The 22,602-nt window shown below is 61.0% G+C and carries 18 protein-coding genes; 8 read left to right on the plus strand and 10 right to left on the minus strand.

Translation table 11 applies throughout. From position 1 onward, the window contains the following. Positions 1-123: 123 nt before the first annotated feature. The gene (locus QMK33_RS10760) at positions 124-2,088 is read right to left on the minus strand and encodes an FYVE zinc finger domain-containing protein (RefSeq protein WP_283564589.1); all 1,965 of its coding nucleotides are present in this window, start codon (positions 2,086-2,088) and stop codon (positions 124-126) included. Positions 2,089-2,305: 217 nt separating this feature from the next. Here QMK33_RS10760 and QMK33_RS10765 point away from each other — a divergent pair, with 217 nt between their 5' ends. Next, positions 2,306-3,229, plus strand: a complete 924-nt coding sequence (locus QMK33_RS10765) for a cation diffusion facilitator family transporter (RefSeq protein WP_283564590.1) — start codon at positions 2,306-2,308, stop codon at positions 3,227-3,229. Between the two features lie 189 nt (positions 3,230-3,418). Here QMK33_RS10765 and QMK33_RS10770 read toward each other — a convergent pair whose 3' ends face one another. From QMK33_RS10770 to QMK33_RS10785, 4 genes are all read right to left on the minus strand, one after another. Then, positions 3,419-3,895, minus strand: coding sequence for a hypothetical protein (locus QMK33_RS10770; protein ID WP_283564591.1), 477 nt, complete (start codon positions 3,893-3,895; stop codon positions 3,419-3,421). 388 nt (positions 3,896-4,283) lie between these two features. Beyond that, positions 4,284-5,039 carry a succinate dehydrogenase/fumarate reductase iron-sulfur subunit gene (locus tag QMK33_RS10775; RefSeq protein WP_283564733.1) on the minus strand — a complete coding sequence of 252 codons (756 nt, stop codon included), beginning with the start codon at positions 5,037-5,039 and terminating at the stop codon, positions 4,284-4,286. Positions 5,040-5,178: 139 nt separating this feature from the next. Continuing rightward, positions 5,179-7,113, minus strand: a complete 1,935-nt coding sequence (locus QMK33_RS10780; RefSeq protein ID WP_283564592.1) for a fumarate reductase/succinate dehydrogenase flavoprotein subunit — start codon at positions 7,111-7,113, stop codon at positions 5,179-5,181. Between the two features lie 102 nt (positions 7,114-7,215). Then, positions 7,216-7,953 (minus strand): succinate dehydrogenase cytochrome b subunit, encoded by a 738-nt coding sequence (locus QMK33_RS10785; RefSeq protein WP_283564593.1) that lies wholly within the window; start codon positions 7,951-7,953, stop codon positions 7,216-7,218. Between the two features lie 284 nt (positions 7,954-8,237). On the opposite strand from QMK33_RS10785, the gene QMK33_RS10790 reads away from it, so the two are divergent. Both QMK33_RS10790 and fabD read left to right on the plus strand, forming a co-directional pair. Then, the gene (locus tag QMK33_RS10790) at positions 8,238-11,078 is read left to right on the plus strand and encodes a T9SS type B sorting domain-containing protein (protein WP_283564594.1); all 2,841 of its coding nucleotides are present in this window, start codon (positions 8,238-8,240) and stop codon (positions 11,076-11,078) included. Between the two features lie 117 nt (positions 11,079-11,195). Continuing rightward, positions 11,196-12,110, plus strand: coding sequence for an ACP S-malonyltransferase (fabD, locus tag QMK33_RS10795; protein ID WP_283564595.1), 915 nt, complete (start codon positions 11,196-11,198; stop codon positions 12,108-12,110). A 141-nt stretch (positions 12,111-12,251) separates the two neighbouring features. Here fabD and folK read toward each other — a convergent pair whose 3' ends face one another. Then, a complete protein-coding gene (gene folK / locus QMK33_RS10800; RefSeq protein WP_283564596.1) occupies positions 12,252-12,737 on the minus strand; it encodes a 2-amino-4-hydroxy-6-hydroxymethyldihydropteridine diphosphokinase in 486 nt (161 codons plus the stop codon). Beyond that, complete coding sequence (locus QMK33_RS10805; protein WP_283564597.1) at positions 12,738-13,592, minus strand: alpha/beta hydrolase family protein; 855 nt, start codon at positions 13,590-13,592, stop codon at positions 12,738-12,740. A gap of 48 nt (positions 13,593-13,640) precedes the next feature. Here QMK33_RS10805 and QMK33_RS10810 point away from each other — a divergent pair, with 48 nt between their 5' ends. Then, positions 13,641-14,630: a polyprenyl synthetase family protein gene (locus QMK33_RS10810; RefSeq protein ID WP_283564598.1), complete on the plus strand. Its 990-nt coding sequence runs from the start codon at positions 13,641-13,643 to the stop codon at positions 14,628-14,630. A gap of 95 nt (positions 14,631-14,725) precedes the next feature. Here QMK33_RS10810 and QMK33_RS10815 read toward each other — a convergent pair whose 3' ends face one another. Next, positions 14,726-15,406, minus strand: coding sequence for a peptidoglycan DD-metalloendopeptidase family protein (locus QMK33_RS10815; protein ID WP_283564599.1), 681 nt, complete (start codon positions 15,404-15,406; stop codon positions 14,726-14,728). Between the two features lie 115 nt (positions 15,407-15,521). Between QMK33_RS10815 and QMK33_RS10820 the strand changes: the two genes are divergently transcribed. Next, positions 15,522-16,619, plus strand: coding sequence for a ferredoxin--NADP reductase (locus QMK33_RS10820; protein ID WP_283564600.1), 1,098 nt, complete (start codon positions 15,522-15,524; stop codon positions 16,617-16,619). A gap of 95 nt (positions 16,620-16,714) precedes the next feature. After that, positions 16,715-18,463, plus strand: coding sequence for a M3 family oligoendopeptidase (locus tag QMK33_RS10825; RefSeq protein WP_283564601.1), 1,749 nt, complete (start codon positions 16,715-16,717; stop codon positions 18,461-18,463). A 240-nt stretch (positions 18,464-18,703) separates the two neighbouring features. Here QMK33_RS10825 and QMK33_RS10830 read toward each other — a convergent pair whose 3' ends face one another. Next, on the minus strand, positions 18,704-20,272 hold the full coding sequence (locus QMK33_RS10830; RefSeq protein ID WP_283564602.1) for a DUF4139 domain-containing protein: 1,569 nt from the start codon (positions 20,270-20,272) through the stop codon (positions 18,704-18,706). Positions 20,273-20,383: 111 nt separating this feature from the next. On the opposite strand from QMK33_RS10830, the gene dut reads away from it, so the two are divergent. Next, positions 20,384-20,821: a dUTP diphosphatase gene (gene dut, locus QMK33_RS10835; RefSeq protein WP_283564603.1), complete on the plus strand. Its 438-nt coding sequence runs from the start codon at positions 20,384-20,386 to the stop codon at positions 20,819-20,821. Positions 20,822-20,969: 148 nt separating this feature from the next. Here the strand turns inward: dut and QMK33_RS10840 are convergent, their stop codons facing one another. Further along, positions 20,970-21,353 (minus strand): hypothetical protein, encoded by a 384-nt coding sequence (locus tag QMK33_RS10840; RefSeq protein WP_283564604.1) that lies wholly within the window; start codon positions 21,351-21,353, stop codon positions 20,970-20,972. Between the two features lie 206 nt (positions 21,354-21,559). Here QMK33_RS10840 and QMK33_RS10845 point away from each other — a divergent pair, with 206 nt between their 5' ends. Further along, positions 21,560-22,534 (plus strand): threonine ammonia-lyase, encoded by a 975-nt coding sequence (locus QMK33_RS10845; RefSeq protein ID WP_283564605.1) that lies wholly within the window; start codon positions 21,560-21,562, stop codon positions 22,532-22,534. Positions 22,535-22,602 lie beyond the last annotated feature (68 nt).

A 22,602-nucleotide genomic window follows, 5' to 3' on the forward strand; every position in this document is an offset into this window, starting at 1 on the left:
TGCGTAGCCGAGCGCAATGCCGCCCAGGCCACCGTCCACTGGCAGTTTACCCTCGAAAAAGCCCGCGTCAAACTCGACCGCCACTATCAGAAAATTAGGGTAGCTAATTCCCCTGACTGAGCACTAGTTCGCCAGCAGCCGCTCTACTTCGGAGGCGTAGTAGCCGCCCCGCATGGCTTCGAGCGTGGCCTGGGCTTCGGCCTGCCAGGGCTGGTGGGCGCGCATAAAATTGAGAATATGCAACGCGCCTTGCCGGGGGTACCACTCACCCTGCTCGTTGACAAAGGCTACCAGGGCGGTGCGCAGCCGGTGCAGCAGCGGCGAGGGCAGCGTGGCCAGGGGCGCATTTACCAAGGCCGGGTCCGTTACGTCGCGCACTTCCTGCAAGGGATAGTACAAGCGGTAGCCAGCTTCCAGCGTCTGAAAATCAGCGGGGTTTTCCAGCAAATACACTTGGTCCTCCACAAATTCCTGAAAGGTGGCAAAGTAGGTGCGGGCTGCTGCTTCGGTAAAGGTGAGGGCGGGCCGGTCGGCCTGGTAATCACCTTCATACCAGCCAGTGAGCAGCCTGTTGGCCCAGCCGCGCACCAGCTCCGACTGCGCCACGTTGGTCAGAAAGCCGCGTAGCAGCCGGTGCAGCGGCTGCAACTCGCCTACCTGATGCGTTCGCAACTGCTCCCATACCAGGTTTTCCAGGTTTCGAAACGAGTTGACCGGAGCCATGCCAACCATGGTGGGTACACAGCTTATTGGCAGCGCCCCATCGGCTATGACCGTGTTGAGCGCGGGTATCTGCAGGGGGTCAAACAGGTCGTAGCGCAGCAGCTCGTAGCACACGTCTGGCACCTCGCCGGGCGGCAGGGAGGGCGATGTGAGCACCTTCGTGATGAAGTACGGCACGGGGTACAGGGTGATGAGGCGCACGGCATCGCCGGGGCGCAAGTCGAGCATCATCAAGTCTTCGACGGGCGCTATCTCGTAGCGGCTGAGCGACTTGCTATTCAGCAGCCGCAGTAGCAGCGGGCGCAAGTCGGGCCGCGGTCGCTCCTGCTGGCTGATAGTCCACAGCAGCTTGCTTATTTGCTGAGAATTAAAGCCGGGTAGCAGGGCCGCCAGGTCGAAGTCGGCCCCCATTTTGGTAAGGGTGAGGGCGGCGGCGAAGCGTCGCAGGGGCACCCGCAGGGCCGCGTGCAGGGCGTCGGGGGCCTGGCTGGCCAGGGCCGCCGCAAACGCGATGTCGGGGTTGGCACTGCCCAGCGCCTCCGGCAGCACGGGCTGCGGCCCGGGGCGGTTGCAGGCATCAAACAAGGCAATGCTGGTGTGTGCTTCTACCCGCGAAGGCCCCTCGCTGGCCGCATACACAGCCGATTTTAGCTGATATTCAGTACTATAGGATATCTGTTCCATCAGCAGCCGCCAGTGGCAGAGCGTAATACCCGCCTCACCTTGCAGAATCAGGTCGCGGTCGTTCAGGTGGGTGCGGGCAGTCTGAAAATCCGGCCAAAGCTCAGCCTCGGCAAAGGAGATGTCGGTAGCCAGCAGCAGGCGCAGGCGGGCCAGCGAGGCTAGGCTACGGGCAATAGGCAGCGGCGACTCGTCCCGGATTTCGAGTAGCCGCTCAGCATCCGAGCCGCCTCCCAGCGGCGGCATGAGCAGCAACTCCATTTCCTCCTCTGGCAGGGGCAGGCGGGGCAGTATCGCTTCTTCCCAGGCCTGTGCCCAGCCACCGCTTTGCCGCAGAAGGCTTTCGGCCAGCTGCATTCCTTGTACGTGTTGGGCTATCACGTTGCCCTGCGCCTCATACAGCCGAGTAAAGTGGGCTATCTGGTCGGGTTCCATGGTGGCCAGCCGCGGCGGAATCACAAACTGGTCGGAGCCAACGTGCTTCAGCCAGCGGGCGGCGGCATATTGCTCAGCGGGTATTTGCCCGGCCCCGCAGTGGCGGCAGTACTTGCCATCGGGCGTGTACTTTACGCACCAGTAGCAACGGTGCTCGCGGCGCACCGCGGCGCCGCAATGCACGCACAAGTCGCCAGGCTGCCAATCGGGCGGCTGCACTTGGCCGCAGGTTTCACAAGTAGCACGCATACAAACTCAGTAATGGGAAGAAAGGGGTGATTCGGTGGGAGATGGAAAGGTAAAGAATTTCGCGAAATCCTTTCGTAAATACTGTAAGGGGTGTGTTTGGGTTAGCTGGCCGGGTTGGTGGTAAGCCGAGCTGGCCGCCGGGTGGTAGCAATGCGTATCTTGGCAATGGTTGCCGGGCACAGTTGGCGGCCGGTTCACTTACGTGCCCCGCCCTGTTTTGCCTACCGAAGCCTCCGAATCAAAAACCGCCATTATTGCTGCGCTGGCGGCTAACCTGGCCATTGCCATTATCAAGTTTGTGGCGGCTTGGTTTACTGGTAGCTCGGCCATGCTCTCCGAAGGAATTCATTCCCTGGTAGATACGGCTAATGAGTGGCTGCTATTGCTGGGGTTGCGGGCCAGCCAGCAGCCGGCCAGCGAACGGCGGCCCTTCGGCTACGGCCGTGAGCTATATTTCTGGGCCTTTATGGTGGCGGTGTTCATCTTTAGCATCGGCGGCGGGCTGTCGCTGTACGAAGGCTACGAGCACCTGCGCCACCCCGCGCCCCTCGGCGACCCCACCTGGAACTACGTGGTGCTGGGCCTGGCCTTCTGCTTCGATGGGCTTTCGTTTCGGGTGGCGCTGCGCACCTTCAATGGCCAGCGTGGCCGCCAACCGTTTTGGGCCGCCTTCCGCAAAAGCAAAGACCCATCAGTGTTCGTGGTGCTGTTTGAGGACGCGTCCGACCTGTTGGGGCTGCTCATTGCCTTCCTCGGGGTGTTTCTCAGCCACATGCTCAACATGCCCGCCCTCGATGGTGTGGCCTCGCTGCTCATTGGTGTGCTACTGCTGCTGGTGGCTGCCTTCCTGCTGCGCGAAACCAAGAGCCTGCTCCTCGGCGAGCCCGCCGAGGCTGCCTTGCTGGCTCATATCACCGAGCTGGCCAACGCCGAAAAGGATATTGTGCGTACCAGCCCGCCGCTCTCGTCCTACCTCAGCCCGCACGAGATACTTGTGGTGCTGCCCATTGAGTTTACGCCCACGCTGCCGGCTGCCAAGCTCACCGAAACAGTTAATCGCCTGCTGGTAGCCATCAAATCGACTTATCCCGAGGTGCAGCATGTGTTCGTGCAGCCCATCTCCGATGCTACTGCCGATTAGTGCAGCCTTGCGTTGGCTCCAGGCTCGAAATCCTTTGTGAAATACGCTGGTTTTCAAGGCTTTGCTATTACTAGGTAGCCCCGCCGGGTACGACCCCGCTGGGGCTACCTAGTAATCCAAATTTTGTAGATAACGTATTGATAATAAATATGTTACGGCTAGAAAGCCGACCAGTTTCGTGCTTTACCTTCAGGCTGGCCTGATGTTCAGCAGTATTTCGTAAGCCTCACTAAGGTCCTCTGCATCTTTTTCGCTTAGCTGCGGCCCTTGCAGCAACCAGCTTTCCAGGCGCTGGATGAAGGTGCTGTGTACGGTAATATTCTGTAACCAACTGGCTACTAACTTACTAACTACTGGGGTAGCAAAAGGACTGGTGAACTGCGCCGACCCATCGGGCTCCGGCTCAACCCAATAAATCAGTAAATCTTTCAGGTGAAGCAGGCTTGCCGGGTTATCACTAGTCGCCCAAGCGTTTAGTAGTGGGGCCAAGTCAAAGTGCGCAATTCCGAACATAACCAGGACGCTCTCCAGCGAATCGCCGCCCGGCAGCGGATATTGCATCAGGCTCTGCCGAAAGTAAGCCAGCGCAAATGCCGCCAGCAGCTCCAATTCGGGTTTCAGCTTGGGCCCGGCCCACGCCGCAGGCTGGTCGAGGTCGAGCCGCAAAAAGGTAGTTTCAACGGCGAAGGCGGGAAAGTCATAGTCGCTTACCAACTCCAGAATTCGCGGTAGAAAATGCTTCATCTCCAATAACTCCCGCGGCGTGTGGCGGCGCGCCGACTCGTAGTAAGCCCGAAAAAAAAGATTGCTCGAAATACTACGCAATGGAGTAGAAACCAGCTCCTGCTCCTCCGCATCGGTTATGCAGCAAGCCTTGCACACATCCAGCGTGCTGCCAATGGTATACGGCGCAAATAGGGCATAAGCCTTACTGACAATAGCTTGCAAGCCAGTATTCATAGTAAAAATTAATTGGGGTATAGCTTACTTGCAAAAGAAAAAGGCGCGGCAGAATTTCTGCCGCGCCTTTCACGCTGGTACTAATTACCAAGGCCTACGCCATATTATTTGAGACTACTTTAGCGGTCAGGAACTCGCGGTTCAGAATGGCAATGTTCTCCAGCGAAATGCCCACCGGGCATTCGGCTGCGCACGAGCCAATGTTAGAGCAAGCCCCAAAGCCTTCGATATCCATTCGGGCTACCATGTTTTCCACGCGGGTTTGCGCTTCTACCTGGCCCTGTGGCAGCAACGCCAGCTGCGATACCTTCGCCGACACGAACAACATGGCCGAGGCGTTTTTGCAAGCCGCCACGCATGCGCCGCAGCCAATGCAGGTAGCCGCCTCAAATGCACGGTCAGAAATGTCTTTCGGAATCGGAATCTCGTTGCCGTCGGGGGTGCCGCCGGTGTTCACGCTCACGTAGCCGCCCGCCTGAATGATGCGGTCGAACGCCGACCGGTCCACGCTCAAGTCTTTGTTAACCGGGAATGCGTTGGCACGCCAGGGCTCGATGGTGATAGTCTCCCCATCCGAAAACTTACGCATGTGCAGCTGGCACGTGGTAGTGCCCTTCTCGGGGCCGTGCGACCGACCGTTAATGAAGAGCGCGCACGAACCACAAATGCCTTCGCGGCAGTCGTGGTCGAAAGCTACTGGGTCCTGGCCTTTGTGCAGCAAGTCCTCATTAAGCACGTCGAGCATTTCTAGAAACGACATATCGGGCGATATCTCGTTCACTTTATACTCCACAATCTGGCCTGATGCCTGGTGGTTGGGCTGCCGCCACACGCGCAGCGTCAGGTTCATGGGTTTCGCGTTGGGGTTAGAACCGGCCATTTGTTTTAAGCTGTTAGCTTTAAGCTGTTAGCTGTCAGTCTTCCCTTTGCTGTTAGCGTGTTAGCGCAAGGCTAACAGCTAACAGCTAAAGGCTAACAGCTTAATAAAATTATTTATAGCTCCGCTGGGTGAGCTTCACGTTCTCAAACACCAGCTCTTCTTTGTTGAGGCGCTCGGGCTGGTTGTCACCCGTGTACTCCCAGGCCGCTACGTAAGCGTAGTGGTCGTCGTCGCGCTTGGCTTCGCCTTCCTCGGTGGCGTACTCCTCGCGGAAGTGGCCGCCGCAGCTTTCGTTGCGGTCAAGGGCGTCGTCCACCATCAGTTCGCCAAGCTCCAGGAAGTCAGCCACGCGGCCGGCTTTTTCCAGCGCCTGGTTCATCTCTTCACCCGAGCCTACCACTTTCACATCCTGCCAGAACTCCTTGCGCAGCTTGGCAATCTCGGCTTTGGCAAACTTGAGGCCTTCGGCATTGCGGGCCATGCCGCAATACTCCCACATGAGGTGGCCGAGCTTTTTGTGAAACTCGTCGGGCGTGCGGTTGCCCTTGATGCTGAGCAACTGCTCTACGCGGGCCTGCACGCCGGCCTTAGCTTCGGCAAAGGCGGGGTGGTCGGTAGTAACCGGCTTGGGAGGCGTGGCAGCCAGATAATCACCAATGGTAGAGGGGATTACGAAGTAGCCATCGGCCAAGCCCTGCATCAGGGCCGAGGCACCGAGGCGGTTGGCACCGTGGTCGGAGAAGTTGCACTCGCCCGTGGCGTAAAGGCCAGGAATAGTGGTTTGCAGGTTGTAGTCAACCCATAGGCCACCCATGGTGTAGTGAACCGCCGGGTAAATGCGCATGGGGCGCTCGTAGGGGTTCTCATCTGTAATCTTCTCGTACATCGCGAAAAGGTTGCCATATTTCTGGCTAACCGCCTCAGCGCTGGTGCGCTTGATGATTTCGGAGAAATCGAGGTACACGGCAAGGCCCGTCGAGCCTACGCCGCGTCCTTCGTCGCACATCTGCTTGGCGTTGCGGGAGGCCACGTCGCGCGGCACGAGGTTGCCGAAGGCGGGGTACTTGCGCTCCAGAAAGTAGTCGCGGTCGTCTTCCTGCACGTCCTGCGGCTTCACCTCGTTGTTGCGCACGCGCTCGGCCATCTCCTTGGTCTTGGGCACCCACACGCGGCCATCGTTACGCAGCGACTCCGACATCAGCGTCAGCTTCGACTGGTAATCGCCCGATACCGGGATACAAGTCGGGTGAATCTGGGTGAAGCAAGGGTTGGCGAAATACGCGCCTTTCTTGTGCGCCCGCCAAGCGGCGGTGGCGTTGCAGTACATGGCGTTGGTGCTCAGGTAGAACACGTTGCCGTAGCCGCCGGTGGCCAGCACTACGGCGTGGGCCGCGTGGGTCTGGGTTTCGCCAGTGATGAGGTTACGCGTCACAATGCCGCGGGCCTGGCCATCCACTACTACTACATCAAGCAGCTCCGAGCGGGTGTACATTTTTACCTTGCCATAGGCAATCTGGCGGCTCAAGGCCGAGTAAGCACCCAGCAGCAACTGCTGTCCGGTTTGGCCGCGGGCGTAGAACGTCCGGCTTACCTGCGCGCCGCCAAACGAGCGGTTGGCCAACAACCCACCATACTCGCGGGCGAAGGGCACGCCTTGGGCTACGCACTGGTCGATGATGTTGACCGATACCTGTGCTAGGCGGTACACGTTGGCTTCGCGCGAGCGGTAGTCGCCGCCCTTGATGGTGTCGTAGAACAAGCGGAATACCGAATCACCATCATTCTGGTAGTTTTTGGCGGCGTTCACGCCGCCCTGTGCAGCAATGGAGTGCGCGCGGCGCGGCGAATCGTGGTAAGTAAACGCTTTTACGTTGTAGCCCAGCTCAGCCAGCGAGGCGGCGGCCGAAGCGCCGGCCAGGCCGGTGCCCACCACAATCACGTCGTATTTCCGCTTGTTGGCGGGGTTCACGAGCTTGACGTTGAACTTATGCTTGTCCCATTTCTCGGCCAGGGGGCCTTCGGGCGCTTTGGAATTCAGAGCCATTCTATTGGGTAGTTAGGTTAGTTGAGTGGGGTAGGGGCTAAAGTGGGAAGCAGGTGTTGGAGTGCCAGTGCTACCCAACCTCATAACCACTAAACAACTGACTTAGTTGAAGGCCACCAGCAAGTGTTGCAATACGGCTGGGGCGCTGGTGATAATTGCGCCCTCGTCGTTGGTGAAAAAGTAGAAGTACAGCGGCATCGAAGCAAAGCTCGCCGACACCAACACGGCAAACGCGTAGCCGAAATTGGTAATCAGGGGCATGTATTTACGGTGATTCAGGCCCAGCGTCTGGAAGCCCGAGCGGAAGCCGTGCCACAGGTGGTAGCCCAGGCTGGCCTGCGCGGCTACATACAGGGCTACGTACCACCACTGGTGAAACGAGGACACTACCAGCCGGTACAGGTCATCATTCTTGTTGATGTCCGGGTCGAGGGTGCCAAAGCGGGCACGCCAGAAGAAATTGTACAAATGCACGATGAGAAACACCAGGATGATGGAACCCAGGATGCCCATGTTGCGCGAGGTCCACTCCGAGTTTTTCTTAGCCTCCCACTGGTCATAGCCGTGCGAACGGGCGCTTTTGTTGCGCATCGTCAGCATCAGGGCCTCGTAAATGTGAAAGCCAAACCCCAGCACCAGTCCCCACTCAATGGTGCGGATAACGGGGTTGTGCCCCATGAAATGCGAGTAAACGTTGAAGGCCAGGCCATCATCGTTCTTGAAAAGCTGGAAGTTGCCAATCAGATGCACTACCAGGAACGTGCAGAGAAACAGACCCGTAAGGGACATAATAATCTTGCGCCCGATGCTGCTGGTAAAGGTTTTTGTAACCCAGTTCATATAATTTTCAGTCGAAAAAAAGACCGTTTGTACCGCCCAAAGGTAGGGCCCGCAAGGGCCTTAGCCCAAGGCACGGGCGTAACATTGGCGTTATTTAGAATGGTTAAACCCAGTGCCTAACCTAGCAGTCGTACAGCATGAATCAAACTAGCCAGAATACCGTTAGCCGATTCGCAGCGTACTTTAGGACAACCAACCGGCTCGGAAAAAGGTTGGCAAGAAGTAGGCTTTGGGCGAAGTCCGATTTTTGCGGTTGAAAACTGTCTTTACAACACCGGTAGATTATGCGAGTTCTTTTATCCTTTGGGAAGAATGGGGGGCGTAGCGCTTGGCTGTTGGCCACGCTGTTGCTGGTAGCGATGGGGTGGCTGCGGCCCCAGGCGGCGCAGGCGTCGCATATCCGGGCGGGTGACATTCAGGCCAAGGTGGACACCATCAATGGCAATCCCAACCGGATATTCTTCAAGCTCACGCTGTACCGGGACATTGCGGGTGTTGACCAGCCGACTGTTACGATGTATTTTGGGGATGGTACCCGGCTCGATGGTATTCCAAAGGCTTCTACGCTGCGAGTTGGGACAACCGATATTTTTACCTACTACTGCGAGCATACTTACCCAGGTACATTTAAATATACGGTAAGCTTTGTGGGCGAAAACCGAAATAGGGATGTCATTAACATGTTCAATTCGGACCAGCAGACTTTCTACATAAGCACGGTTATCAATGTAACGCCTCTTTATGGCCGCAACCATTCGCCTGTGCTACGAGCCCCGGCCATTGACCAAGGCGCGGTGGGACAGGTTTTCTTGCATAACCCAGCTGGCTATGATGCCGATGGTGACTCGCTAGCCTATCATCTTATTGATTGCCAGCAGGTAAATGGGGGTACGCCTGCCTCCAATGCTACCAACCGGCCAATTCCGGTACTCTGCACCAACTATGTGAAGCCTGATAATCAGGCAATTGCTTCGGGCGCTAAGCAAGTACCATTCTCAGGCATCCCCGCTGGTATTCCGGCTAATAATGCCATTATCGTGCAGGATGTGAATACCGGGCAGATAACTTGGAACGCCCCCGCGCGTGCCGGCATCTATAACATTGCTTTTCAAGTAGATGAGATTCGACGCACGGTCAATGGCTTCACCACGATTGGCTCAGTTATCCGGGATATGCAGATTATTATTCAAGCGACTAATAACCTGCCCCCCACGCTCATTGTACCGCCCGACTTGTGCGTAATAGCGGGCCAAAACGTGACGCTGAATGTGTCGGCCAGCGATGGTGTGGGCCCCAATGCCCCGCCTACCAATGTAATCCTGACGGCCTTCAGTGGTATTTTGCCGCCCGCCACCTTCCGGCAGACTTCGACGGGCACGTCCGTAACGGGTACGTTCAGCTGGAACACTGATTGTAGCAACGTGGCCAACCAGCCCTACGTGGTGGTTTTTCGGGCCCAGGACACGCCGCCCAACGCCGCCACGGCCCCGCTGGTTGATATTAAACCGGTGCGGATTACTGTGGTGGGGCCGCCGCCCCAGAACCTACGGGTAGTGCAAACGGCCGCCGGCGGCATCACCGACGTGGTTTCCTGGGATAGGTACACCTGCCAGAATGCCAGCCAGATACTGATTTACCGTAAGGAGAATCCCTCCGGCTTCAACCCTGGGCCGTGCGAAACTGGTATTCCGCCTTCGGCAGGCTACACGCAGGTGGGTTCGGTGCCGGTCACGGCCACCACCTTTGCCGATAACCAGGGCCTAGTGCGGGGCAAAACGTATTGCTACCGCATCTACGCCACGTTCCCGCTGCCTTCGGGTGGGGCCAGCATTGCCTCGGCCGAGACGTGCGTAACGTCGAGCGGCCGCTCGGCCATGCTCACCAACGTGGACGTGGATGCCACCAACCCCATTACCGGGCAAATAACCGTGAAGTGGACGCAGCCCCGCACCAGCTTGGGCGCGTTTATATCGCCGAGCTACCGCCTGAGTCGCAGCGTGGGCACGGGCACCCCGGCACTGGTGGCCACCATCACTAACATCGCCGATACGGTTTATGTCGACCGTGGCCTGAACACCACGGATAACCAGTACACTTACGCGCTGATATTCATCAACACGCCCACGGCCGGCGCGGCCCCGGTAGAGGAGCCCGCGCCCACGGCTACCAGCGTGCGCACCAGCCTCGTGCCCGATGGTATCAACAAAACCATCACCGTGAACTGGGCCTACAATGTGCCCTGGACCAACAGCACGCAGCCCAGCCGCATCTACCGCCAGGACCCCGGCACCACCACCTACAACCAGGTAGCCACTGTGACGCCGGGCGCGACCAGTGGCACCTACGTCGACCGCAACCTGGTGGCCGGGCAGCAGTACTGCTACTACGTGCAAACCAACGGGCAATACCCCGGCTTCCTGAATTCGGCCAACCAGCCCATTCTCACGAACCTGCTTAACAAGAGCCAGCAAATCTGCACTATGCTGCTCGACGTGCCTTGCACGCCGGTGCTGAGCCTACAAGTGACGAACTGCGACAGCTTGGCCAACCTGCCCGACTACCTGCCGGTGAATCAGGCCTACCAGAACCGCCTGCGCTGGACTACGGGCACACTGCCCGCCGGCTGCGCTACCAATGCCGTGCGTTACCGCGTGTTCCGCGCCGATACGGAGGGCGGTACCTACGTGCTCATCGACTCGACCACCGCGCTCACCTACCTCGACCGCAACCAGCCCCGGCCCACGTATTGCTACAAGGTGCAGGCTGTGGCCGCCAACGGCCAGCGTAGCGGCCTCAGCAACTCGGCTTGCCAAGCCGACTGCGTGTTCTTCATCCTGCCCAACGTCTTCACGCCCAATGGTGATAACATAAACGACGTGTTCCGGCCCAAGGTGTCGAGTCCGGTAACGCGCACCCACATCCAGATTTTCAACCGCTGGGGCCGCAAGGTTTACGAGGGCAGCGCCGACCCCTACATCAATTGGACGGGTGGCGGCGCGGCGGGTGAAAGCGCCACCAGCGGCCTCACCGCGGGCGGCATCTACTACTACCTGGCCGAGGTGGAATTTGCCGATGCCGCTCAGACCAAGCGCACCTTCAAGGGTTGGGTAGAGCTGATTCGTTAATCGCTTGCCATTGTGCTCACCGAGAAAGCCGCCCCCACCGGGGCGGCTTTTTTGGCTTTATTTTGCCGGGCCCGCCGGTAGCGCGGGTGGTTTTTCAGGCCCTAATCCCTTGTTATTTTGAATCCTTCCCACCTTTCGGAGGCCGCCGCGACGGCCGTAGTTTTTCCGGGCCAGGGCTCGCAGTTTCCGGGCATGGCCCGCGAACTGTTTGCGCAAAGTGAGGCCGCGCGCGCGCTGCTCACCCAGGCCAATGATATTCTGGGCTTCAACCTTACCAAGCTGATGTTTGAGGGCAGTGACGAGGACCTGCGCCGCACCGACGTAACGCAGCCAGCCGTGTTTGTGCACTCGGTGGCGCAGTTTGTGGCCCAGCCCGACCTGCAACCCGCCATGGTAGCGGGCCACTCGCTGGGCGAATTCTCGGCCCTGGTAGCGGCCGGTGTGCTCACCTTCGCCGATGCCCTGCCGCTGGTGGCGCGCCGCGCCCAGGCCATGCAAGCCGCCTGCGAGGAGCAGCCCGGCACCATGGCCGCCATCCTGGGCCTGCCCGATGAAGCCGTGGAGCGCGGCTGCCAGGAGGTAGCCGCTGGGGGCGATATCGTGGTGGCTGCCAACTATAACTGCCCCGGCCAGCTCGTTATCTCGGGCTCCACGGCCGGCATTGCCAAGGCCTGTGAAGTGCTGAAAGCCGCCGGGGCCAAGCGTGCCCTGCCGCTACCAGTGGGCGGCGCGTTTCACTCGCCCCTGATGCAGTCGGCCCAAGCCGCGCTGGCCGAGGCCATCGAGCGCACCACCTTCTACCCTGCCCGCTGCCCCGTATACCAGAACGTAGACGGCGCGCCGCACCGCGACCCCGCCGAAATAAAAGCCAACCTGCTGGCCCAGCTCACCTCCCCTGTGCGCTGGACGCAAAGCGTGCAGGCCATGTTCCGCGACGGTGCCACGCACTTCGTAGAGTGCGGCCCTGGTAAAGTGCTGCAAGGCCTAGTGAAGAAAATCGAGCCCACGGCCACGGCCGGCTCGGTAGGGTAGTACTATTTCTAGGATTTGCGCAGAAGGGCTAAAAAACGCCCTTCTGCGCAAATCCTGAATTCATAAAAACCCTCATAACGTCTCGTGCCCTACGAGCGAAGCACGACCTTATCAAGGCTTTTCATAAAATAGTAGCCTGCATCATAACCGCCTCACCTCCAGCATGTCCGGGCACGAGGCCAGTAGCTCGGCCACGGTGCGGTGCAGCACCGGGTGCACCAGCTGCGGGGCTACCTCGGCCAGCGGCACCAGCGCGAAGCGCCGGCCTTGTAGCGCCGGGTGCGGTACGGTAAGGTGCGGGCTATCAATGACTTCCTGCCCAAATAGCAGGATATCAACGTCGAGCGTGCGGGCGGCCCAGCGCACGAGGCGCTCGCGTTGCTGAAGCTGCTCGGCGGCCAGGCAGGCGGCGAGCAGGGTTGGGGCATCCAGCTCGGTTTCAATAGCCAATACCTGGTTGAGAAAGGCCGGCTGGTCCTCCACGCCCCAAGCCGCCGTTTCATAGAGCGACGAGGCCGCCGCGATGCGCCCCGCGGTGGCGGCCAGGTCGCGGCGTGCCTGCGCCAGGCGCGCCGGCCGGTCGCCCAGGTTACTACCTAACAGTAAGTAAGCTAACGTACTAACCATTTAATGGGCCGCAAAAAACGTCGCCGTGCGCTCGGCAATGAGCTGAACCTGGGGAGGCAATTCAGAGTTGGTCCACGGGTGCGTGCTGCCAAATACGTGGTTGGCCCCGGGCACTACCAGCACCTCGGCGGTGGGTTGGCCGGTGTGCAGCTGGTGCACGGCTGCCACGGGCACGGTTTCGTCGTGGTCGCCGTGGATAAGCAGCAGCGGCTGGCGCATAGCGGGCAGCAGGGCGGGTAGGTCGAGGCGGGCGGGGTTTTGGTAAAAATTTTCTACAATCTGGTAATACATGGGGAGTTGCTGGCCGGTGCGGGCGTTGGGCACTTGCAGCACGCCGTCGCGCTGCCACTGGGCCAGCACGGGGGCGGGCCAGCGCGGGTGCAGGTCGGCCACGGCGGCCCAGGTGGCCGCGGCAGTCACGCGCGGGTCCTCGGCGGCCTTGAGCAGCACCAGGGCCCCGCCCCGGCTGTGGCCCACCAGGTAGAGGCGGCGCAGGTTGAGAGCGGCGGGCGGCAGGGGCGTGGCCCCCGGCGTGTGCAGCGCATCGAGGAGCTGGCCCAGGTCGTCGAGCTCCAGGCTGAAATTGTTGCGGCCGAACGCCTCCAGGTCTTCCAAATCGCCGGAGCCGCCCACCACCACACCGTTGTGCGACAGGTTAATCTTAATAAATACAAACCCCTTTTCGGCGAAGAACCGGCCCAGCAGCCCGAAGTGGCCCCAGTCCTTGAACCCCTTGAAACCGTGCACGAACACTACCACGGGCTGGGGCTGGCCGGTGGGCTGGTAGGTGGCATCGGCGGCAAATTGCCGGCCGTGCGAAGGGCCGGTAAGCGTAAAATCGACGGTGGTCAGCATGGGGCTAAGGTAGGCAGTGCGGCCCGGCTGCCGTATTATTGCGCCCGCATGGCAAACCCCCTCGACCAGATTCAGGCTCCTATTGCGGCCGAGATGGCCGAGTTCGAAGTCAAGTTTCGGCAGTCGATGCAGACCAAGGTGCTGCTGCTGGATAAGATAATGGGCTACATCGTGCGGCGCAAGGGCAAGCAGGTGCGGCCGATGTTCGTGTTCCTGACTGCCCGCGCCAGCGCCGCCGACCCCACCGCCCCACTGCCCGAAGCCGTGTTCCGGGGCGCGGCCCTCATCGAGCTGCTGCACACCGCTACGCTGGTGCACGACGACGTGGTGGACGAAAGCAACTACCGCCGCGGCTTCTTCTCCATCAACGCCCTGTGGAAGAATAAGATAGCTGTGCTGGTGGGCGATTACCTACTGAGCCGGGGCCTGCTGCTATCGTTGGAAAACGACGACTTCGACCTGCTCAAAATCGTGAGCAACGCCGTGAAGGAGCTGAGCGAAGGCGAGCTGCTGCAAATTGAAAAGGCGCGCCGCCTCGATATTACGGAGGATGTTTACTTCGACATTATTCGCCAGAAAACGGCCTCGCTCATTGCCTCCTGCACGGCCGTGGGCGCGGCCGCGGCCGGGGCTGATAAGGCCACTATTGAGCGCGCCCGGCTTTTTGGCGAGAAAGTGGGCATGGCGTTTCAGATAAAAGACGACCTGTTTGACTACGGCACGGCCGAAATTGGCAAGCCAGTAGGCATCGATATCAAAGAAAAAAAGATGACGCTGCCGCTTATTTACGCCCTGCAAAAAGCCAGCTGGCTGGATAAGCGCCGCGTTATTTTCAACGTGAAAAACAACGCCGGCCACCGCGACCGCGTGCAACAGGTGATTGACTTCGTAAAGCAATCGGGCGGCCTCGACTACGCCATCCAAACCATGGAGCGCTACCGCGACGAGGCCCTGGAAATCCTGCGCGAGTTCCCCGCCTCCGAAGCCCGCGACTCGTTGGAAACGCTGATTAACTACACGATAGAGCGGGAGAAGTAGCGCGAAGTTTCCACTTCGTGCGCGAGCGTAGCGAGCATGCTAGTCGGCGTGGCCGGGCCTACTCGCTGCGCTCGTGCACGAAGCAGCGCTTCGCGCTACATCAACACCAACATTGGGTCGGGGCACAGCGCGGCCCAATACGCTCGCTCGCGCGGCGCGGCCACACCCGGAAAATCGCCCATTCTCCCCTGCATATCAGCGAGTAGCTGGAAATGCAGGTGCGGGGGCCAGTCGCCGTTTTCGGGGTAGGGGCCCACGTGGGCGAACACCTGCCTAGCGGCCAGCGTCTGCCCGGCGCGCAGCCCGGCCAGGTCGGTGCGGGTGAGATGGCCGTAGAGGCTGTAAAAGGTAACACCTTCTACATCATGCTGTAAGATAATGGTGGGGCCGTAGTCGCCGAAATTATCGTTGTCGGCCAGGCTGTGCACTACGGCGGGCAGCGGCGCGGCCACGGCCGTGCCAGCCGGCACCCACACATCGACGCCCAGGTGCAGGGAGCGCGGCTCGGTGGCCGCCTCAAAATGCGCGCTGCGGCGGTAGATAACCCGGTTTTCGAGGTAGCCGCCGATGCCGACGGTGGCGTACTGCTCACGCAGCATAGCGTGCACCAATTCAGCAAAGGCCGCTGTGTCGCGCAGGCGCTCGGGGTGGGTGAGGCGGGGGTTGGCGGCGGTGAAATTGAGCTGGGCCACGCCGGGGGCGGTGAGCGGGTAGGCGGGCAGCACGGGCGCAAACGCGGCCCGGTGCCGGGCCAGTAAAGTGGGTAAATCGGTCATAGGTGAAACGAAGCTAGCGCCGGCCGGTTAAACGTTTACCCCGCCTAAATGCGGGCAGCCCGGGCTTTGCGCGCCGCGCCTGCCGTAAATTTGGGGCCTTATCCAACTCTGCCTTATGTCGTCGTACCTGACGCTCACCGTCGTTGCCCTCACCCAGGAAACCCCTGATACCGTTACCATTCACTTGCAGCGGCCCGATGGCCAGAAAGTGCCCAGCAAGCCCGGCCAGTTTTTGACCCTGCTGGTGCCCTGCGGCCCGGCTGGCGGCAAGCCCGAGCGCCGTGCCTACTCGCTCAGCAGCACGCCCGCCGAGGCCCCGCGCCTGTCCGTGACAGTGAAGCGCGTGATGGGCGGCCTGGTAAGCAATTATCTGCTTGATAATGTGAAAGTTGGCCAGCAGTATGAGGTGATGCCGCCGCTGGGTAACTTTGTGGTGCAGCCTGCCGCCAAGGCGGCGCGCTCGCTGGTGCTCATTGGGGCCGGCTCGGGCATTACGCCCCTCATGAGCATGCTGAAAGCCGTGCTGGCCGAGGAGCCCCAGAGCCACGTGCTGCTCATTTATGGCAACCGTAACGAGGAGACGGTTATCTTCCAAAAGCAGCTTACTGACCTGGAAGCCAGCAGCCGCGGCCGCCTGCAAGTCGAGCACGTGTACAGCCAACCGCTGCGCGCCGCGGGTGCGCACCAGCACACCGGCCGCCTCAACCGCACCACTATTTTGCGGGTCCTGGAGCAGCGCCACCAGTTTCCGGCCCCGCAGGCCGAGTACTACATCTGCGGGCCCGAGGGCCTGATGGCCGAGGCCCAGGCCGCCCTGGAGCTGCTGAGTGTGCCCGCCAGCCGCGTGCGCCGCGAGAGCTTCGTGGCCGCGGCCGACGCGGCCGAAACCGGCGACGCGCACGGCGATACCCTCACTGGTAGTGACGATGGCAAAGTGACCGACCGCGCCGTAACCATTCTCTACGAAGGCAGTGAATACAAGCTGGTGGTGCCCGCCAAGCAAACTATTCTCGACGCCGCCCTCGATGCCGACATCGACCTGCCCTACTCGTGCCAGGCGGGCGTGTGCACGGCCTGCCGGGGCAAGTGCCTCAGCGGCAAGGTGCACCTCGACGAGCGCGAGGGTCTGTCGGATGCTGAGCTGGCCAAGGGCTACATCCTCACCTGTGTAGCGCACCCGCTCACGGCCGATGTGGTAATTGAAATCGATTGATAGCCAACGCATAAGCGTCGGAGATATAGTGGGTCTCGGTGTTCGGTAATAAGATTACCCGGGCGGCTGAAAATTATTTGCGTAACTTGTTTGCTATGGTGTTTTCTGAGTTTGATACCCCAGCCGCTTCGCTGGCCACCGATACTGCCCGCCCGCCCCGCCACTACCTGCCCGAGGACTTTTACGTGACCGACTGGGCCGCACTGGAACCGTTTTTTCAGGAACTGGCGCACCGCGACCTGGCCGATGCCGGGGCGCTGGAGCGCTGGCTGCTCGACCGCTCCGAGCTGGAGTCGGTGCTGAGCGAGGACTTGGCTTGGCGCTACATCCGCATGACCTGCGACACCCAGGACGGCGGCCGCGCCGAGGCGTTCCAGTTCTTCGTGCAGGAAGTGGAGCCCCTTACCGCGCCCTACGACCACGCCCTCAACGAGAAGCTGCTGACTAGCCCCTACCTACCGGAACTGGATGGCAGTCGCTACGGCGTGTTTCTGCGTTCGGTGCGCCGGGCGTCGGAAATATACCGGGAGGAAAATATTGCCCTCAAAACCGACATCTCGACCAAGCAGCAGCAGTACGCCGCCACTGCGGGCGCCATGACGGTAACCCTTGACGGCGAGGAGATTACGCTACCCCGCGCCGCCGACCGCCTCAAAAGCCTGAGCCGCCCCGTGCGTGAGCAGGCTTGGCGCGCCGTGCAGGCCCGTCGCATGCAGGATAGCCAGCCCCTCGACCAGCTTTTTACCGAGTTGGTGCAACTGCGCCACCAGGTAGCGCTGAACGCGGGCTTTGTCAACTTCCGCGACTACATGTTTGCTGCGCTGGGGCGCTTCGACTACACGGCCGAGGACTGCTTCGACTTTCACGCGGCCATTGGGGCCACGGTAGTGCCGCTCATCAACGAGTTTGATGAGGCACGCCGCCAAGCCCTGAAGCTGCCCGCCCTGCGCCCCTGGGACCTCGATGTGGACCCCAGCGGCCAGCCGCCGCTGCACCCCTTCACCACCGGGGCCGAGCTGCTCGACAAGACCATCACCGTCTTTGAGCACCTCAACCCTTTCTTGGGCGATTGCCTGCGCACCATGCGCCAGATGGGTCACCTCGACCTCGAAAGCCGCAAGGGCAAGGCCCCCGGCGGCTACAACTACCCGCTGGACGAAACGGGTGTGCCATTTATTTTCATGAATGCCACCTCGTCGCTGCGCGATGTGGTGACCATGCTGCACGAGGGCGGCCACGCCGTGCATTCGTTTCTCACGCGCCGCCTGCCGCTTTCGGCCGACAAGCACCCGCCGTCGGAGGTAGCCGAACTGGCCTCCATGAGCATGGAGCTGATGAGCATGGACCACTGGGACGTGTTCTTCCAAGACCCCGCCGACCTGCGCCGCGCCAAGAAAACCCACCTCGAAAGTGTGCTCGAAACCTTTCCCTGGGTGGCTACCATCGACAAGTTTCAGCACTGGGTGTACGAAAACCCCGGCCACACTGAAGCCCAACGCCACCAGCGCTGGACCGAGATTTTCCAGCACTTCAACCAGCGCACCGTAAGCTGGAACGGCCTGGAGCAGTTCCGGCCCTACCTCTGGCAGAAGCAGTTGCACCTCTACGAAGTGCCATTTTACTACATCGAGTACGCCATGGCGCAGCTCGGGGCCATTGCCATGTGGCGCAATTTCCGGCAAGACCCCGCCGCCGCGCTGGCGGGCTACCAGCGCGCGCTGGCGCTGGGCTACACCGTGCCCATCGGCGAGGTGTACGCGGCGGCTGGCATCCGCTTTGATTTCAGCACCGAGTACCTGCGCCAACTGGCCGACTTTGTGCGTGAGGAAATGGCGGCGCTGTAATTCGTTAGTTACTAGTAAGTTGCTCCGATTATTGACCTCGGTTACGTGCTCCGGTCCGACGGCGAAGCCGTCCGACCGGTTGACGGATGCGCCGCTTGGCTAGTCGTTCAGCTACCGCTCACGCGAAAGCTAGTCCGACGGCGGAGCCGTTGGACTGGCGCACGTAACCGAACCTGGAGAGTATCCAGACGCAAAAATGCCCGGCCGAATACCGGGCATTTTTGCGTCTGGATAAGTAGACTACCGAAATTTCGGGTTGGAAATCCGAACCTCGTGGTTGATGATTTCCACTTTTTTATCCTTTGGGTAATCGACCTGAAAGCTGAAACGCAGCCGCTGGCTGGCCCCGGAGACCAGGGGCAATACCCAGGTGAGCTTGCCGCTGCGCTCGTCGAGCTGGGCCCCGCTGGTTTCGAGCACTTTGACACTGATTTCTTTTTCCTCGGACACCGGCACCTGGTCCAGAATGCGCAGGCGTACGGCTTCGGGGTGGCGGTTGCGCACGTTTAGCTCGTAGGTAAGGCGCACGCGGCGCTTGTCGCTGAAGGGCACGTTGCCGCTGAAGTCTTCGAGCTTGGCGCGGCCCACTACCAGTTGGTCGTCGTGGCCCAGGGCTACTTCCAACGAGTCGTTGTAGGCGCGGTCATTCAGCTCCGTAGTGCCTACGTAAGCCCCCTGGTGGTAAACATTAGCCTCGCTGGGGAGCTGCAATCCCTCCCAACCTGCCACCTTGGCTTGCAGGAATACGTTTTCCGACAGGCGCGGGATGGCCAGGTACTCGGGGCTGGCCGCCAGCCGCACGGCGGGCAGCGTGAGCTCGCGCCGCTTGCCAGCGGCCAGGGTTACGGGCTGCGGCACCTCGTAGCGCGTGCTTTGGGCCACCTGCACCGGGCGGCCCTTGGCAGTGCCTTTGACTACAAACTCATCAACGCGGCCCTCGCCAACGTGGTCGCCGCCCGTAAAATCAAGGGCCCAGGGCGAAAGGCTGGGCCGCGATACATCGTCGGCTACCACATGGCGCATTAGTACCAGGCGCACCTGCTGCCAGGGCAGGCCCGTGCGGTTGCTCACCAAGCCGTGCGTCACGAACTGAAGCTCCCGGCCGGTAGCATTGGCCCGAATGTCGAGTTTGGGAAACCAGGGCGACCGGCTTTTCACGTAGTAATGTATCGTGAGGGGCACCGTGAGGGGGCGGGCCGCCCGCACCAGCAGCACCTGGTGGTCGTTGGTGCCGGTTTCGGAGGCGCGGGAGCGCACCAGGTCGGCCTGCGCTTTCAATAAGCCAAGGCGGTTTTGCAAGCGGTTAGTTTCCAGTTGAATAGCGGACAGGCGGGTGCGCATGAGGGCCGCGCCTTTTTGCACCTCGGCGCTCCAATTGGCTTGCGTGCCCGTGGGCAGGGTTTGGTTGGCCAGCAGGAAGGACTTCTCTTGCTGAAGCCCTTGCAGCTCGCCCTCGGTGGTAAGTCTTTCGGCTTCGGCGCGGGCCAGGCTATCCGCGGCCGTTTGGTTGATGATGACCGGCGTAGTAATGGGGTTGTCCTCTTCTTCTACCGAAAGCAGCTCGGCCCCGTCGCCCAGTTGCACCTCCAGGGTTTGGTTATCCAGGCGAGGAGATAGATTACTCACAACCAGCCGGTTGATGCCGGTGGCTAGCGTTACGGAGGCTTGGTGTTCCAGCGCGGTACCGTTCAGGTACACCGTTACGGTGGTGAGGGCAGGCTTAACGGTGAGGGTAGGCGGTGTCGTTTGGGCGGCCCCGTTTAACGTTGCGAATAAGCCCGGTAAAAGCAAAAAGTAGCGGAAGGACATAGGAATGAAGTAAGCCCAGCAGCGCGTGCCAAGCCCGCAAAGGTGCACCACGCCAAGCCCACCCGAAAAGCTTGGCCGCGCTTTAGTCGCCGAAGTACCTTTGCGGCCCTTATGCTCACCGTTCCCGTAATAAATTCCTCGCGGCACCCGCTGCCCGAATACCAAACCGCCCACGCCGCCGGCCTCGACCTGCGCGCCGACCTGCCCGCCGGCCCGCTCACGCTGGGCCCATTAGAAAGAATGCTGGTGCCCACCGGCCTCAGCCTGGCGCTGCCCATGGGCTACGAGGCGCAGGTGCGGCCCCGCAGCGGCCTGGCCTACAAGCACGGCATCAGCATTGTGAACAGCCCCGGCACCATCGATGCCGATTACCGCGGGGAGATTAGCGTGCTGCTGGTCAACCTTTCCAACGAGGTATTTACCGTGCAGGATGGCGAGCGCATTGCCCAGTTGGTGGTGGCCCGCCACGAAACCATTGTATGGCAGCCCACCGAGTTGCTAACCGAAACCGTGCGCGGGGCCGATGGCTACGGTAGCACGGGTAAGTAGCCTGGCCGCAAAAAAAATCAATAAAACAGAACGTCATACTGAGCTTGCGAAGCAGCGGGCTCGCGCCAATAGGTTGGTAACCCAACGGCGCGAGCCCGCTGCTTCGTAGGCTCAGTATGACGTTCTGTTTGCTCTTGGTTGCTTTATGCTAGCGGTTGGGAGCCGTGCCGGCGGCGCGCTGGCGGGCAATGATTTGCAGGTTGCCACCGGCGGAGTTGAGCTTCTGGCTCAACTCCCGAATTTTATCGCCCAGGCCTTCGAAGCTGTGGATGGGCAGTGCCGCGCGCGACGACAGGTCGGCCAGCCGCTGGAACGAGTCGCCCATACCGCCTACGTTGTTGGCTTGGATGTGGCCGTTGAGCACATCCAGCTCCTGGGCTACGAGGCGCACGGCGGGGTTATCGCTGCTGCTGAGGGTTTGGTACCAATTAGTTACGTGCTGCTGGCCCACGCTGGTGTCCTGCACAAAGCCGGCGTCGATGGCCGCAAATAGCACCTGAATGCTGGATTCGATTTCGGAGAAGAAGTTCATAATACAAAAGTAAGGACCTGCTGCCCTAACGCCTACCCGCGCCGAGTGGTTATGTAGCGAAGCAAGTGCCAGGCTGGCCGCCGCTGGGGCGCATCTTTGCGCGGGAGTACCCCCGGTGGCCCACCACGGCGGGGGCTGCCCCGCGCTGGCCGCAGAAACTGTTAGCTGTTAGCTTATTTATGTAACGTATTGATTAACTGATATTTATGAATTTAATCACGCTCACCGACTTGCAGCAGGCGCAGCAGCGGCTGCGCGGCATGGCGCGGCACACGCCCCTGCTGCCCTTTTCGCTGCCCGAGCTGGGTACCGAGCAGGTGTACCTCAAGCCAGAGAGCCTGCAACCCATTGGCTCTTTTAAGATTAGGGGGGCCGGCAACCGCATACTGGCGCTCAGCGCCGAGGAGCGGGCGCGGGGCGTGCTGGCGTATAGCAGCGGCAACCACGCGCAGGGCGTGGCCTACGCGGCGCGGCAGCTGGGGATGAAGGCCACCATTATTATGCCCACCAATGCGCCGCAGGTGAAGGTAGCCGCCACGCGGGCGCTGGGGGCCGAGGTTATTCTCTACGACCCGGCCCTCGAAAAGCGCGAGGCCGTGGCCGCCCGCCTGCTGGCCGGCGCCGCCGAGCCGCCCGTGCTGGTGCCGCCCTTCGATGACCCTTACGTGATTGCCGGGCAGGGCACCGTGGGCCTCGAAATACTCGCCGACCTGCCCAGCGTGGACCTCGTGCTGGCTCCCGTGGGCGGCGGCGGGCTGCTGGGCGGCATGGCGGCGGCCCTCAAGCTGCTGAAGCCCAGCGTGAAGGTGATTGGCGTGGAGCCCGAGCTGGCCGCCGATGCGCAGGCGTCCTTCCGGGCCGGGCGGGTGATAGAGTGGCCCGCCGCCGACACCAACCGCACGCTGGCTGACGGCGTGCGTACGCTGGCCGTGAGCGAGTTAACCTTCGCCCACCTGCGGCAATACGCCGACGATATCGTGACCGTGAGCGAGGCCGAGCTGCGCGCCGCCGCGCGCCGCCTGCTACTCGAAGCCCGGCTGGTGGTGGAGCCTACCGCCGCCCTGCCGCTGGCCGCGCTGCTGCGCCACCGCGCCAGCCTGCCACCCAGCCAGCACACGGTGCTGGTGCTCACGGGCGGCAACGCCGACCCGGCCACGCTAATTGAGCTGCTAAGGGGGTAAAATTCGGGGGGTATATGGGCAGGTTGGGGTTCGCCTACCATCTTTGCTTCACGTTGCGGCTGTCTATG

The organism is Hymenobacter sp. H14-R3 (assembly GCF_030063445.1).
GTDB lineage: Bacteria > Bacteroidota > Bacteroidia > Cytophagales > Hymenobacteraceae > Hymenobacter.

Excerpts from the sequence above, each read along its gene's own strand:
- QMK33_RS10810 (WP_283564598.1), top strand. The coding sequence starts at position 13,641 with ATGGCAAACCCCCTCGACCAGATTCAGGCTCCTATTGCGGCCGAGATG.
- QMK33_RS10815 (WP_283564599.1), bottom strand. The coding sequence starts at position 15,406 with ATGACCGATTTACCCACTTTACTGGCCCGGCACCGGGCCGCGTTTGCG.
- dut (WP_283564603.1), top strand. The coding sequence starts at position 20,384 with ATGCTCACCGTTCCCGTAATAAATTCCTCGCGGCACCCGCTGCCCGAA.
- QMK33_RS10805 (WP_283564597.1), bottom strand. The coding sequence starts at position 13,592 with ATGCTGACCACCGTCGATTTTACGCTTACCGGCCCTTCGCACGGCCGG.
- QMK33_RS10760 (WP_283564589.1), bottom strand. The coding sequence starts at position 2,088 with ATGCGTGCTACTTGTGAAACCTGCGGCCAAGTGCAGCCGCCCGATTGG.
- QMK33_RS10820 (WP_283564600.1), top strand. The coding sequence starts at position 15,522 with ATGTCGTCGTACCTGACGCTCACCGTCGTTGCCCTCACCCAGGAAACC.
- QMK33_RS10845 (WP_283564605.1), top strand. The coding sequence starts at position 21,560 with ATGAATTTAATCACGCTCACCGACTTGCAGCAGGCGCAGCAGCGGCTG.
- QMK33_RS10830 (WP_283564602.1), bottom strand. The coding sequence starts at position 20,272 with ATGTCCTTCCGCTACTTTTTGCTTTTACCGGGCTTATTCGCAACGTTA.
- QMK33_RS10790 (WP_283564594.1), top strand. The coding sequence starts at position 8,238 with ATGCGAGTTCTTTTATCCTTTGGGAAGAATGGGGGGCGTAGCGCTTGG.
- folK (WP_283564596.1), bottom strand. The coding sequence starts at position 12,737 with ATGGTTAGTACGTTAGCTTACTTACTGTTAGGTAGTAACCTGGGCGAC.
- QMK33_RS10825 (WP_283564601.1), top strand. The coding sequence starts at position 16,715 with ATGGTGTTTTCTGAGTTTGATACCCCAGCCGCTTCGCTGGCCACCGAT.
- QMK33_RS10780 (WP_283564592.1), bottom strand. The coding sequence starts at position 7,113 with ATGGCTCTGAATTCCAAAGCGCCCGAAGGCCCCCTGGCCGAGAAATGG.
- QMK33_RS10840 (WP_283564604.1), bottom strand. The coding sequence starts at position 21,353 with ATGAACTTCTTCTCCGAAATCGAATCCAGCATTCAGGTGCTATTTGCG.
- QMK33_RS10785 (WP_283564593.1), bottom strand. The coding sequence starts at position 7,953 with ATGAACTGGGTTACAAAAACCTTTACCAGCAGCATCGGGCGCAAGATT.
- QMK33_RS10775 (WP_283564733.1), bottom strand. The coding sequence starts at position 5,039 with ATGAACCTGACGCTGCGCGTGTGGCGGCAGCCCAACCACCAGGCATCA.